The 13,265-nt window shown below is 69.1% G+C and carries 10 protein-coding genes; 7 read left to right on the top strand and 3 right to left on the bottom strand.

From position 1 onward, the window contains the following. Window positions 1-61: 61 nt before the first annotated feature. Window positions 62-1,288, bottom strand: coding sequence for a 2-oxoglutarate dehydrogenase complex dihydrolipoyllysine-residue succinyltransferase (gene odhB / locus DFI_RS13045; protein WP_027464122.1), 1,227 nt, complete (start codon window positions 1,286-1,288; stop codon window positions 62-64). Between the two features lie 144 nt (window positions 1,289-1,432). On the opposite strand from odhB, the gene DFI_RS13040 reads away from it, so the two are divergent. Continuing rightward, on the top strand, window positions 1,433-2,740 hold the full coding sequence (locus tag DFI_RS13040; RefSeq protein WP_027464123.1) for a hemolysin family protein: 1,308 nt from the start codon (window positions 1,433-1,435) through the stop codon (window positions 2,738-2,740). Between the two features lie 57 nt (window positions 2,741-2,797). Here the strand turns inward: DFI_RS13040 and DFI_RS13035 are convergent, their stop codons facing one another. Further along, window positions 2,798-5,641: a 2-oxoglutarate dehydrogenase E1 component gene (locus tag DFI_RS13035; protein WP_027464124.1), complete on the bottom strand. Its 2,844-nt coding sequence runs from the start codon at window positions 5,639-5,641 to the stop codon at window positions 2,798-2,800. 151 nt (window positions 5,642-5,792) lie between these two features. Here DFI_RS13035 and DFI_RS13030 point away from each other — a divergent pair, with 151 nt between their 5' ends. The 6 genes from DFI_RS13030 to DFI_RS13005 all read left to right on the top strand — a co-directional run bounded on the left by DFI_RS13030 (window position 5,793) and on the right by DFI_RS13005 (window position 11,979). Then, window positions 5,793-6,680 (top strand): SMP-30/gluconolactonase/LRE family protein, encoded by an 888-nt coding sequence (locus DFI_RS13030; RefSeq protein ID WP_027464125.1) that lies wholly within the window; start codon window positions 5,793-5,795, stop codon window positions 6,678-6,680. A 63-nt stretch (window positions 6,681-6,743) separates the two neighbouring features. Further along, window positions 6,744-6,971, top strand: coding sequence for a hypothetical protein (locus tag DFI_RS13025; protein ID WP_022800881.1), 228 nt, complete (start codon window positions 6,744-6,746; stop codon window positions 6,969-6,971). A gap of 64 nt (window positions 6,972-7,035) precedes the next feature. After that, entirely contained in the window at window positions 7,036-8,286 is a 1,251-nt protein-coding gene (locus tag DFI_RS13020) for an acetate kinase (RefSeq protein ID WP_051308263.1), read from the top strand. Then, on the top strand, window positions 8,283-10,418 hold the full coding sequence (gene pta, locus DFI_RS13015; RefSeq protein ID WP_027464126.1) for a phosphate acetyltransferase: 2,136 nt from the start codon (window positions 8,283-8,285) through the stop codon (window positions 10,416-10,418). The genes DFI_RS13020 and pta overlap by 4 nt, the downstream gene beginning before the upstream one ends. 17 nt (window positions 10,419-10,435) lie before the next feature. After that, window positions 10,436-10,795 carry a hypothetical protein gene (locus tag DFI_RS20265; RefSeq protein WP_155864602.1) on the top strand — a complete coding sequence of 120 codons (360 nt, stop codon included), beginning with the start codon at window positions 10,436-10,438 and terminating at the stop codon, window positions 10,793-10,795. Window positions 10,796-10,819: 24 nt separating this feature from the next. After that, window positions 10,820-11,979 (top strand): IS3 family transposase gene (locus tag DFI_RS13005; protein ID WP_118375897.1). Its coding sequence is split into 2 segments (ribosomal slippage): window positions 10,820-11,084 and window positions 11,084-11,979, totalling 1,161 coding nucleotides; the frame shifts between segments, so codons are not numbered across the junction. Between the two features lie 157 nt (window positions 11,980-12,136). On the opposite strand, the gene DFI_RS13000 is transcribed toward DFI_RS13005, so the two are convergent. Then, window positions 12,137-13,243, bottom strand: coding sequence for an LptF/LptG family permease (locus DFI_RS13000; protein WP_022800884.1), 1,107 nt, complete (start codon window positions 13,241-13,243; stop codon window positions 12,137-12,139). Window positions 13,244-13,265 lie beyond the last annotated feature (22 nt).

Here is a 13,265-nt window from a genome sequence, read left to right as displayed (position 1 = left end):
TTGACCGGAGCAACAAAAAAGATGACGGCACCGGGGCCGTCATCCGTGGGGAAGGGTCTGCTTAGAGTTCCAGCAGCATGCGGGCGGGGTCTTCGAGCAGGTTCTTGATCATGACCAGGAACTGCACGGCTTCCTTGCCGTCGATGATGCGGTGGTCGTAGCTCAGGGCGATGTACATCATGGGCGCGATCACGACCTGCCCGTTCTGCGCGATGGGCCGTTCGATGATGTTGTGCATGCCCAGGATGGCGCTCTGGGGCGCGTTGATGATGGGGGTGCTCATCATGGACCCGAAGGTGCCGCCGTTGGTGATGCTGAACGTCCCGCCGCTCATGTCCTCCAGGGTGAGCTTGCCGCCCTTGGCCTTCTGGGCGTACCCGGCGATCTCCTTCTCGATGCCGGCGAGGCTCATGGTGTCGGTGTCGCGCAGGATCGGCACGACCAGGCCGCGGTCACTGGCGACCGCGATGCCGATGTCGTAGAAGCCGTGGTAGATGATGTCCTTGCCGTCCACGCTGGCGTTCACGACCGGGAAGGCCTTGAGGGCCTCGGTGGCGGCGCGCACGAACAGGCTCATGAAGCCGAGTTTCACGCCGTGTTTCGCCACGAACTGGTCCTGGTACTTCTTGCGCAGGTCCATGGCGGGCTGCATGTTCACCTCGTTGAAGGTGGTGAGCAGCGCGGCGGTGTTCTGGACTTCCTTGAGGCGTTCGGCGATGCGCGCGCGGATGCGGGTCATGGGAACGCGCTGCTCCGTGCGGGGGCCGCTGGGGATGCTGGCGGCCGGGGTGACGGCCTGGACCGCGGGTGCGCTGGCCGGGGCGGGCGCCTGGGCGTTCAGGGCGTCGGCCTTGGTGATGTTGCCGCGGGGGCCGCTGGCAGGCAGGTCGGCCGGGTTCAGGCCCTTTTCGGCCACGATCTTGCGCACGGCGGGGGAGAGTTCCTCGCGGCGCTCGGCGGCGGGCGCCTGGGCCGGCGTGCTCGCCTCGGGGGCCGGGGTGGGCGCGCTGGCCTCGGCGGTGGGCGCCGGCGCGGCCGGGGTGGGGGCGCTGCCGGCGTCGCCGACCACGCCGAGCAGTTCCTCGGACAGGACAGTGTCGCCTTCCTGCTTGGCAATGCTCTGCAGCACGCCGTCTTGCAGGGCGGTGACTTCCAGCACCACCTTGTCCGTCTCGATCTCCGCGAGCACCTCGCCGCGCTTGACGCTGTCGCCGACTTTCTTGTGCCAGGACAGCAGGGTGCCTTCGCTGACCGATTCGCTGAACACAGGGACCTTGATTTCCGCCATAACTGAGACAGTCTACCTTGACGGCCCGGCCCCTTCCGTGCTGCGGGCCTTGTGACTGCCTGCGTGACGCGCCCGCCCGGGCGCATCCCGATCTTTTTTTCATCCGGCGGGGCGCGCGCCCCCGCGGCCCGTACACTGCGGGACGTGGGCAACCCCTGGCTGGAATTCGGCATCCTGGTCGTGCTGCTGATCATCAACGGCTTTTTCTCCGCGTCGGAACTGGGCGTGGTGTCCGCGCGGCGCTCGCGGCTGGAAGCGGCCGCCGCGCGCGGGGACGGGGGTGCGGCGGCCGCGGTGCGCCTCAGCGAGCGGCCCGGGCCGTTCCTGGCGACCGTGCAGATCGGCATCACCCTGATCGGCACGATCAGCGCGGTGTTCGCCGGCGGCAGCCTGACCCGCTACCTGGAGCCCGTGATGCGCCCGCTGTTCGGGGAGGCGTCCTCCACCGCCGCGAACGTGGCCGTGGTGCTGCTGGTGACGTTCCTGTCGCTGGTGCTGGGTGAACTGGCGCCGAAAAACATCGCGCTGCGCGACCCGGAGGGCCTCGCCACGCGGGTGGCGCCGTTCTTCGCGGTGGTGAGCCGCCTGACCCGGCCGCTGGTGTGGCTGCTGGACCTGACTTCCCGGGCGCTGCTGGCCCTGATCGGCGTGAAAGGCGAGGCGCCCGAGGTGATCACCGAGGAGGACGTCAAGGCCATCGTGAAGCAGGCCGCGCAGAGCGGCAGCCTGGAAGAAGGCGAGCAGGAACGCATCGACAGCGTGCTGCGCTTCAACGACCGCCGCGTGCGGGACCTGATGACCCCGCGCGTGGACGCCGTCACCCTGCACCTGGGCCTCACGCCCGCCGAGGCCACCGACCTGGCCCTGGAGTGCGGGGACGACGCCTACGCCGTCCGGGACGACCTGGGCCAGGGCCCGGTGATCGGGGAACTCAGCGTGCACGACCTGCTGACCGCGCTGCGCACCGGCGCGCACCTCGCGGACCTGATGCGCCCGGCGCTGTTCGTGCCGGAAACCGCCTGGGCCGAGGACGTCCTGAACCGCATGGAACGCGAGGGGCACACCCGGCTGGCGGTCGTCGTGGACGAGTACGGGGACTTCACCGGCGTGCTCAGCCTGACCGAACTGCTCTCCGCGCTGGCGGGCGTGGAGGTGGACCCGGAAGACGCTGGCGCCCTGGTCCGCCGCGACGACGGCTCCTACTTGGTGGACGGCGGCATGGCGATGCACGACCTGCGCCCGGTGCTGCCGCTGCCGGTGCTGGACCACGAGGACTTCAGCACGGTCGCCGGGTACGTGCTGCGCGTGGTGGGGGACTTCCCGACCGTCGGTGCGCAGCTGGAGGCGGGCGGCTGGCACCTGGAGGTGCTGGACATGGACGGCCCCCGCATCGACCGCCTGCTGATCCGCCCGCCGGAGGGTGTGATCATCCGTCAGGCCGACGAGGAGTAGGCCGTCAAGGAAGCGGGGACCGGGGCAGTCCCCCGGTCCCCTTTTTGTGCTGGTCGTTCAGCCTTCCTGCTGGGCTCCGGCGGTCACCTCGGCCTGCTCGGCGATCACCGTGCGGCTGATCTTCTCGCCGAGCGCGGCGGCGATCACGGCGGCCTGCTCGATCAGGTGCACGCTGGTGTACCCGGCGGCGGTGCTGGCGCTGCGGGCGCGGCTGGCGTGCGTAAGCGTCTGCCCGGGCTGCAGGGCGCGCTCGAGGTCCTCGCGGATCATCAGCCACGCGCCCTGGTTCTCGGGTTCTTCCTGGGCCCACACGATCTGCGCGCCCGGGTGCTTCATCAGTTCGGCCTTCAGCGCCTGGGTGGGGAAGGGGTAGAGCTGCTCCAGGCGGATCAGGGCGGTGCCGGCGTAGCCTTCCCTGTCGGCGTTGCGGGCCTCGGTGAGGTCCCAGTGGAGTTTGCCGCTGCTGATCACGACCCGGCGGGCCTGCTGCACGTCCTGGTCACCGATGACCTCGTAGAAGCGCCCGGCGCTGAGTTCCTCCAGCGGGCTCATGGCGAGCTTGTTGCGCAGCAGGCTCTTGGGCGTCATGACGATCAGGGGCTTGCGGTAGGGGCGCAGCATCTGGCGGCGCAGCAGGTGGAACATCTGCGCGGCGCTGCTGGGCACCACGACCTGCATGTTCTTCTGCGCGCACAGCTGCAGGTACCGCTCCAGGCGGGCGCTGGAGTGTTCCGGGCCGGCGCCCTCGTAGCCGTGCGGGAGCAGCAGCGTGAGGCCCGAGAGGCGCTGCCACTTGCTCTCCCCGGCGGCCAGGAACTGGTCCACGACCGCCTGCGCGCCGTTGGCGAAGTCCCCGAACTGCGCTTCCCACAGCACCAGGCTCTTGGGGTCGCTGGTGGAGTACCCGTACTCGAAGGCCATCACGGCCTCCTCGGACAGGGTGGAGTCGATGACCTCCACGCGGCCCTGGCCGTCGCGCAGGTGCGCGAGGCTCATGTACTCCTCGTTCAGGGGGTCCTGGGCGTTCTGGTCGTGCAGCACGGCGTGGCGGTGCACGAAGGTCCCGCGGCCGGAGTCCTGACCGACCAGGCGCACGCCGAAGCCCTCGTCCAGCAGGCTGGCGTAGGCGAGCATCTCGCCCATGCCCCAGTCCAGCGGCTGCTCCCCGCGGGTCATGGCCTCGCGGGGCTTGATCACGGTGCGCTCGATGGTGCGGTGCACCTTGAAGCCCTCGGGCAGCTGCGTGAGCCTGGCGCCCAGGTCCTGCAGCTTCGCCAGGGGCACGCCGGTGTCCACGTGGTCGTCCCACTTCACGTCGTCGTACAGGTCCCAGTCCACCGCCAGGGCGCTCTGCGCGAGGTTCTCCATCTCCTCCACGACGGTGGCGCGGTTGTCCAGCAGGTCACGGTACTTCTCGACCAGTCGGTCGCCCTCGCCGGCGTCCAGCACGCCCGCCTCTTCCAGGGTGCGGGCGTACAGCGCGCGGGCGCCGGGGTGCTGGTCGATCTCGCGGTACATGACGGGCTGCGTCATGCGCGGCTCGTCGGACTCGTTGTGGCCGTTGCGGCGGAAGCCGATCAGGTCGATGAAGATGTCCTTCCCGAACTCCTGGCGGTAGGCGACCGCCAGGTCCCCGCAGAACGCGACCGCCTCGGGGTCGTCGCCGTTCACGTGCAGCACCGGCGCGTTGCCGATCTTGGCGACGTCGGTGCAGTAGCGGCTGCTGCGGGTGTCGCGCGGGTCGCTGATCGTGAAGCCGATCTGGTTGTTGATCACGATGCGCACCGCGCCGCCCGTCGTGAAGCCGCGCAGGCGACTGAAGTTCAGGGTCTCCATGACCACGCCCTGCCCGCTCACGGCCGCGTCGCCGTGCACGGTGATGGGCAGCACGCTGCGGCGCGTCTCGTCCCCGCGGCGGTCCTGGCGGGCCCGCACGGACCCGTGCACGACCGGGGACACGATCTCCAGGTGCGAGGGGTTGTACGCGAGCGCCATGTGCATCGGGCCGCCCGGGGTGCGCACGTCACTGGAGTAGCCCATGTGGTACTTCACGTCCCCGGCGACGTCCGGGTCGTCACTGAGTTTCTTCTTGCCGTCGAACTCGTCGAACAGCGCCCCGCTGGGCTTCCCGAAGATGTTCACCAGGGTGTTCAGGCGCCCGCGGTGCGCCATGCCCACCACGACCTCCTTCACGCCGGCCGCCCCGGCCTGCTGGATGATGCGGTCCATCAGCGGAATGAAGCTCTCCCCACCCTCCAGCCCGAAGCGCTTCACGCCCGGGTACTTGTTGCGCAGGTAGAGTTCCAGCCCTTCGGCGGCGTTCAGTTTCCACATCAGGCGCCGGCGCTCCTCACGGGTGAACGCGGCGCGGCCCTGCACCCGCTCGATGCGGTCCTGGAACCACGCGCGCTCGTTGGCGGGCAGGTAGCTGTACTCGAAGCCGATCGCGCCGCAGTACGTGGCGCGCAGCTGCTCGATCACGTCCCGCAGCGGGCCGCTGAAGGGGCCGTCCTGCACGTGCTCGTTCAGGTCCGCCTGCGACAGGCCGTAGAACTCCGGGGTGAGTTCCGGCACGACCGGCAGGCCGCGCATCTTCAGGGGGTTGGTCTTGGCGCTGATGTGCCCGTACACCCGGAACGCGGTGATCATGGCGCCCGCGGCCTGCTGCGCGCCGCTCTGCCCGCCCTGCACCGGGACGACGTGGTTCCCGCGGCGCTGCGTGCCCAGCTCGTAGAACGCCTGCTGAATGGCGGAGTGGGGGACGTCCTGAGCGCCGCCGCGAAGCTCGTCGAAGTACGCGCGCCACTCGGCGTCCACACTCTGCGGGTCAGCCAGGTAAGCCTCGTACAGGCCCTCAATGAAGGCCGCGTTGGCCCCTGACATGATCGTCTGCTGCGTCATAACGCCCCCAAGCATACCTGCCCCGCCCCCCGCGTGAAGGCGGGCAGAGCGCCATTTCAGGCCTGATTCCGTCACTCCCTGGGGGGCAGCCGCGCGGCCCGGCCTGACGCGTCCTCACCCGGTCCCGGCCCTGCGCGGGGCACCATGGGGCATGACCCTGCAGGCCACCCACCCGGACTTCCTGACCCTGTTTCCCGAGGACGCCGCGTTTGAGCAGGTGGGCCGCGGCTTCACCTGGGCGGAGGGCCCCATCTACCTGCCCGGGCGGGGTTGCGTGGTGTTCAGCGACGTGCGCGAGAACCGCACCTGGCGTTTCACGGACCTGGGGGTGCTGGCGGTGGAACTGGAGCCCAGCCACCACCAGAACGGCCACTGCTTGGACGCGCGGGGGCGTCTGATTGCCTGCTCGCACGGGTTGCGGGCCCTGCTGCGCCAGGAGGACAGCGGTGAGTGGACGGTCCTGGCCGACCGGTTCGAGGGGCTGCGGCTGAACAGCCCGAACGACGTGGCCCTGCACCCGGACGGCAGCCTGTGGTTCAGCGACCCCACCTACGGCATCGACAAGCCGGAGGAGGGGTACGGCGGGGACATGGAGCTTCCGGGCCGCTGGGTGTTCCGCCTGGACCCGGACGGCACCCTGACGGCGCCCATCCGGGACCGCAGCAAACCGAACGGGCTGGCCTTCGCGGACGCGGGCACCCTGCTGCTGGCCGACACCGGCGACGGCGCCGTGTACCGCTACCGCGTCACGCCGGACGGCGCGGCCACCCTGAACGGCGAGCACTTCCGCGTGTCGCCCGGCAAGACGGACGGCCTGCGCCTGGACGAGCAGGGCCGCATCTGGAGCAGCGCCGCGGACGGCGTGCACGTGCTCACGCCGGACGGCCGGAAACTGGGCCGGATTCTGGTGCCGGAAACGGTGAGCAACCTGTGCTTCGGCGGGCCGGACGGCACGCTGCTGTACATGACGGCCACGACCGGCCTGTACCGCATTCCTACCCGCACCCGCGCGCTGACCTGGGCCGCACCAAGCGCGTGAAGATGTGAAAAGCCGTCAGGCTTTCCTGCGGTGGCACGCGCCCGGCGCCCCTAAACTGATCTCATGAGAATCCTGTCCGGCCTGCTGGTGATCATCGGGCTGCTGGTCCTGCTGGCCGGCGCGTACTACCTCTTCACCAACTACATCGCCATCAATCAGCTGCACGCCGTCGCGTACGCCAACAAGAGCAACGAGGGTCCCAACCCGAACGCCAACCTGCTGATCCAGTCCGCCCTGCTCGCCGGCGGCGGCTTCCTGACCGGCCTGGGCCTCAGCATGCCCAAACGCTGACCCACCGCCTCAGCGCAGGGAAAGGTGAAGTCTGTCCCGGCCCCATCCGGGCACAATACGGAGCATGTGGACCCTGATCCTCAACTGCGGGTCCAGCAGCGTGAAATTCGCGGTGCTGGACCCCGCCTCCGGCCAGGTACGCCTCACCGGTCTGGCCGAGAAACTCGGCGCAGGCGCCGAGCACGCCCCACCCGGTACCGGCGCCACCATCCGCTTCGAGGTGGACGGTGAGCGCCAGCACCGCCCCCTGACCAGCGGCACGTACGCCGAGGCCTTCGACGCCATCGGGCAGCGCATCCGCACCCTGCCCGACCCGCCCAGCATCGGCGCGGTCGGGCACCGCACCGTGCACGGCGGCACCCGCTTCTCCGGGTCGGTGCTGATCACCCCGGAGGTACTGGACGCCATGCGGGAGTGCATTCCGCTGGCGCCGCTGCACAACCCCGCCAACATCGCCGGTATCGAGGCCGCCCAGGCCGCCTTTCCCGGCCTGCCGCAGGTTGCGGTGTTCGACACGGCCTTCCACCACACCCTGCCGGACGTCGCCGCGCGCTACGCCGTGCCGGACACCTGGTACCGGGAGTACGGCGTGCGCCGCTACGGCTTCCACGGCACCAGTCACGCCTACGTGGCCCGCCGGGCCGCGCCCATGCTGGACCGCCCGCTGGAGGACCTGAACCTGATCACCGCGCACCTCGGCAACGGCAGCAGCGTGTGCGCCGTGCAGGGCGGCCAGAGCGTGGACACCAGCATGGGCCTCACGCCGCTGGAGGGCCTGGTCATGGGCACCCGCAGCGGCGACGTGGACCCCGGCCTGCACGAATTCATGCATAACACTGCCGGGCTCACCCTGGAGCAGGTGATGACCGCCCTGAACAAGCACAGCGGCCTCAAGGGCCTGTCCGGCGGGCTCTCCAACGACATGCGCGAACTGGAAGAGGCTGCCCACAGCGGGCACGCCGCGGCGCAGTTCGCGCTGGACGCCTTCGTGTACCGCCTCGCCAAGTACGTGGCCGGCATGGCCGTCGCGCTCGGCCGCGTGGACGGCCTGGTGTTCACCGGCGGCATCGGCGAGAACAGTGCGTACATCCGCCAGCGGACCGTGGAGCGGCTGGGCGTGCTGGGCTTCCACCTGGACGCCGAAGCCAACGCCAACCTGCCCCGCGGCACCCGGGGCCTGATCAGCGCGCCCGGCAGCGTGCCGGTCCTCGTCGTGACCACCAACGAGGAACTCGCCATCGCCCTGGAAACCCTGCGGCTCGTCACCGGCGACCCCGAGGACCGCCCCGCCCTCACCGAGGAGCACCCCGCATGAAAACCCTGTTCGTCGCCCCCACCCGCAACGGCGTGGGGCTCAGCAGCACCGCGCTCGGCCTGACCCGCGCCCTGGAACGCCAGGGCCTGCACGTCGCCTTCCTCAAGCCCATCGCGCAGGTCCACGACGGCGCGGACGACAGCGTCCACTTCGCCCGCGCGGTCGCGCACCTCACCCCGCCCGACCCCCTGGACCTCGCGCACGCCGAGGAACAGCTCAGCCTGGGCGCCGAGGAGGAACTGATGGAGGGCGTGATCGCCCTGGCGCGCGAGGCCACCCGCCCTCACCCGGACAGCGGCCCCGCCGACGTGCTGATCGTCGAAGGCCTCGCCCTGAACGAACGCAACGTGTACGCCAGCCCCCTCAACGCCTCCCTGGCCCGCAACCTGGAAGCCGACACCATCCTCGTCACCAGCCTCCAGGGCGTCACCCCGGCCGAACTCGCCGACGAGATGGAAATCGCCGCGCAGGCCTACCGCCGCAGCGACGGCGGCGGCCTGGCCGGCTTCGTGCTGAACTTCGCGCCGAAAGACCTGGACTTCGGCGGCCTGATGGCCGAACTCCGCGCCCGCAGCCAGGTGATCGCCAGCGGCGAACTGCCCCTCCTCGGCGTGATCGCCGTCTCCGACGAACTCGCCGCACCCCGGGTGATCGACATCGCCCACCACCTCCACGCCGAGATCGTCAACGAAGGCGAAGCCCACCTCCGCCGCGTGCGCAGCAACGTCGTCACCGCCCGCACCGTGCCCCGCATGGCTCACCTGTTCGGCCCCGGCGCCCTGATCGTCACCCCCGGCGACCGCGAGGACGTCGTCATGGCCGCCGCCCTCAGCCACATGAGCGGCACCCCCCTCGCCGGACTCGTGTTCACCAGCGGCAGCGCCCCCGAAGAAGGCATCCAGAACCTCTGCCAGACCGCCCTGACCAGCACTCTCCCGGTCCTGCGCGTCCCCACCAACTCCTTCGAGACCGCCTCCCGCCTCTCCCGCCTGGACCCCCGCGTCCCCCACGACGACACCGCCCGCATGGACCGCGTACTGGACTTCATCGCCGACCGCATGGACACCGTCCCCCTCGGCACCCGCCTGCGCCGCCCCGACGAAACCCGCGAACGCCGCATGCCCCCCAGCGCCTTCCGCTACGAGCTCATCCAGAAAGCCCGCGCCGCGAACAAACGCATCGTCCTCCCCGAAGGGGATGAGCCCCGCACCGTCAAGGCCGCCATCCGCTGCACCGAAAAAGGCATCGCCCGCTGCGTGCTCCTCGCCCACCCCGACAAGGTCCACCAGGTCGCCCACAGCCAGGGCCTCAGCATCCCCGACGGCCTGGAAATCCTCGACCCGGACACCATCCGCGCCCGCTACGTCGCCCCCATGGTCGAGCTGCGCAAGACCAAAGGCCTCACCCCCAACCAGGCCGAAGCGCAACTCGAGGACACCGTCGTCCTCGGCACCATGATGCTCGCCCTGGGCGAGGTCGACGGCCTCGTCTCCGGCGCCGTGCACACCACCGCCAACACCGTCCGCCCCGCCCTGCAACTCATCAAAACCGCCCCCGGCGCCCGCCTCGTGAGCAGCATCTTCTTCATGCTGATGCCCGAACAGGTCCTCGTGTACGGCGACGCCGCCATCAACCCCGACCCCGCCGCCGAGGAGCTTGCCGACATCGCCATCCAGAGTGCCGACAGCGCCCGCGCCTTCGGCCTGCCCGTCCGCGTCGCCATGCTCAGCTACAGCACCGGCGAATCCGGCAGCGGCGCCGACGTCGAGAAGGTCAAGGAAGCCACCCGCCTCGTCCACGAACGCCGCCCCGACATCACCATCGACGGCCCCCTCCAGTACGACGCCGCCAGCGTCCAGTCCGTCGGCCGCAGCAAGGCCCCGGGCAGCCCCGTCGCCGGCCGCGCCACCGTGTTCATCTTCCCCGACCTGAACACCGGCAACACCACCTACAAGGCCGTGCAGCGCAGCGCCGGCGTCGTCGCCGTCGGCCCCATGCTCCAGGGCCTGCGTAAACCCGTCAACGACCTCTCCCGCGGCGCCCTCGTGGACGACATCGTCTACACCATCGCCCTCACCGCGATCCAGGCCACCCAGGTGGAGAAGAAATCGGCCCCTGATGCGACGGCCTGAAACCTAGAATCGGCGGCGTGGATCGCGCCAATCGCTTCTTTCTTCCCCTTTTGGGGCTCCTCCTCAGCGCTTCAGCCAGCGCCGGTTTCTGCAAGGCGGAACCGCTCCCAGCACCGTTCGGCAGTACCGTCCATCTGCCTGAGGTGATGGCAGGAAAACCGCGCGAGGTGCAGTGGGCAGCGCAAGTCGCGCTCATTGGGCCTGAGCAATCGGCCGGGACGCGCCTGCTGTGGTCTGCCAGCGACTATCTCAAGGAGGGTCTCCTGTGGAAGACGGTGATCTTTCAGGACGGCTTGAAGGGCTCCCAACTCTATAACTACGCCGATGGACGCTGGACGGGCGGTGAGGGTGACCCGATATGGCGTAGATGGAGATAAGCCTCGAACATAGGAGGCGCCATCATGACGAACCGAAGAATCCATACCGCCGAGTTCAAGCGAGATGCTGTACAACTCGCCCGAACCAGCGGCAACCTCGCGGGCACCGCCCGCGACCTGGGCATCAACGCCTCTTTGCTGCGGAAATGGATGAATGCCGAGCAGCAGAGGGGGGAATCCGCCTTCCCCGGTCAAGGGAAGCAGGTGTTGACCCCGGAGCAACAGGAGATTCAGCGACTCCGCAAAGAGAACGAGATTCTGCGTCAGGAGCGTGAAATCCTGAAAAAAGCAGCGGCCTTCTTTGCCAAAGAAATCACACGATGAGGTACCAGTTCATCCGAGACCACCGCGAGCAGTACCGCCTGGACGTGATGTGCCGGGTCCTGGAGGTATCGGTGAGCGGGTACCACAGTTGGCGGAGAAGGCCGATTTCCAAGCGCACGCAGCAGGATGCGCTGCTCCAGCAGCGCATCCGAGACACTCACCAACGCAGCAAAGGACGTTACGGGGCACCACGCGTTCACGCAGAACTGCGAGCTGAAGGTCTCCGGGTCTCCCGGAAGCGGGTCGCGCGCCTGATGCGCCTGGGTGGTCTGCGGGCCAAAGGAAAGCGCCGTTGGGTGCAAACCACGCACAGCAGTCACACCATGCCGGTCTGCCCGAATCTGCTGGCACGCCAGTTTGAGGTGCAGCAGCCGAATCAGGTGTGGGCGTCAGACCTGACGTTCCTGCCCACCCGGGAAGGCTGGCTGTACCTGGCCGTCACCCTGGACCTGCATTCGCGGGCGGTGGTGGGCTACGCCATGGACACGCAGATGCCGGCCACCTTGCCGCTGGCTGCCCTTCAGATGGCTGCCCGGCGCCGTCTTCCATCTCCCGGTCTGATGCATCACAGTGACCGGGGCAGTCAATACGCGAGTGGGCTCTTTCAGGCAGAACTGGCCCGCATGCGGGCCAGAGGCAGTATGAGCCGCAAGGGGGATTGCTGGGACAATGCCGTGGTGGAAAGCTTCTTCAGCTCCCTGAAACGGGAGCTGATGGACGAGAACATCTTTGAGACTCGAGAGGTGGCCCGACAGGCGGTGTTCGAATTCATCGAGGTCTTCTACAACCGCCAGCGTCGCCATTCCACCCTGGGCTACTTGACGCCCCACGAGTTCGAACGGCAAGCTACAGCCGCTTAACTTCAGCTACGCAGTGTCGGGGCAAGCCCAACGACGCCTTACATCACGTGGACATATGATGCCAAAGGCAATTGGGTCGAGTACCGCATCAAGGATGAGAGAGGCGTATTTACAGTGAAACGAGTCATCACCTACTGATCTTGGTTTTTGTCGCCTCTTACCGCCGCGCGGCGACCCAGAGCAGGGCCATGCCGGCAAGGACGGCGATGGCGTCGGGGGCGTAGGCGGCGAGGGCGCCGGGCAGGGCGCCGTTTTCGCCCATGATGCGGAAGACGCTCCAGGTGGCGTAGTAGGCGAAGGTGAGGAGCAGGGCCCACATGAGGCCCAGGTCGCGGCCGCTGCGGAAGCTGAAAATGCCCAGGCTGACGCCGAAGAACGCCAGGGCGAGCGCGGCGAGGGGCTGGGCGAACTTCTGGTGCAGGGCGCTGAATTCGGCGGGTGCCTGGATGTTCTGCTGGCGGTAGACGTTGGTGCGGGTGAGCAGTTCCGGGAGGGGCAGGTAGGTGGCCTTGAGGGGTTTGCCGTTCGTGTCGAGGTCGGCCTGGACGTCCTGGACGGGGAGGGTGCCGGTCTTGAAGCGCAGGACGGTGACGGGCCGGCCGTCCTGGTAGGTGACGCGCTGGCCGTCGTGGAGGGTGAGGACGGTGCTGCCGGGTTTGAGTTCGCCGCGGCGGGCGGTGATGACGTCGCGGGGGGGCTGGCCGGGTTGCATGGTGACGATGCGGAGGTCGCTGAGCTGGCCGCCGGGTTCGACGCGGCCGATGCTGATGGCGCGGTTCAGGGCGTCGCGCAGGACCAGGGACTGGCCGCTGGCGTCGGTGCCGCCCAGGCCGATCACGCGGGGGTTGTCGAGCACGATCTGCTGTTTGACCTGCCGTTCCAGGACCTTGGTGCGGGGGACGAGGCCCTCGCCGATCAGGAAGGCGAGGAGGGTGACGCCGACGCCGAGGAGTAGCACGGGGCGGTAGAGGTGCCGGGCGGGGATGCCGCTGGCGATGGCGGCCTTGAGTTCGCTGTCGCTGCTGAGGCGGGACAGGCCCAGCAGGATGGCGAACATCAGGGCCAGGGGCAGGGCGCGGGCGGTGGCTTCGGGGACGTTCAGGGCGAGGACGCGGGCGACGAGCAGGGGGCTGGCGCCCTTGGCGAGCAGCGGCGCGATGACCTCCTGCAGGGCGACGAGGACCAGCACCAGGATCACGGCACTGAGCGCGCCGAGCAGCAGGGGGAGGATCTCGGCGAGGACGTAGCGCTCGAAGCGTTTCATGGGCGGCTCCGGGGGTGCGGGC

The sequence above is a fragment of the Deinococcus ficus genome, assembly GCF_003444775.1.
Taxonomy (GTDB): Bacteria; Deinococcota; Deinococci; order Deinococcales; family Deinococcaceae; genus Deinococcus; species Deinococcus ficus.
The sequence above is the reverse complement of the archived record's forward strand: the minus strand, read 5'-3'. Positions and strand labels throughout refer to the sequence as shown.

Bases quoted from the DNA above. Each gene is read 5' to 3' on its own strand.
- DFI_RS13020 (WP_051308263.1), top strand. From the start codon at position 7,036: ATGTGGACCCTGATCCTCAACTGCGGGTCCAGCAGCGTGAAATTCGCG.
- pta (WP_027464126.1), top strand. From the start codon at position 8,283: ATGAAAACCCTGTTCGTCGCCCCCACCCGCAACGGCGTGGGGCTCAGC.
- DFI_RS13000 (WP_022800884.1), bottom strand. From the start codon at position 13,243: ATGAAACGCTTCGAGCGCTACGTCCTCGCCGAGATCCTCCCCCTGCTG.
- DFI_RS13035 (WP_027464124.1), bottom strand. From the start codon at position 5,641: ATGACGCAGCAGACGATCATGTCAGGGGCCAACGCGGCCTTCATTGAG.
- DFI_RS13025 (WP_022800881.1), top strand. From the start codon at position 6,744: ATGAGAATCCTGTCCGGCCTGCTGGTGATCATCGGGCTGCTGGTCCTG.
- odhB (WP_027464122.1), bottom strand. From the start codon at position 1,288: ATGGCGGAAATCAAGGTCCCTGTGTTCAGCGAATCGGTCAGCGAAGGC.
- DFI_RS13030 (WP_027464125.1), top strand. From the start codon at position 5,793: ATGACCCTGCAGGCCACCCACCCGGACTTCCTGACCCTGTTTCCCGAG.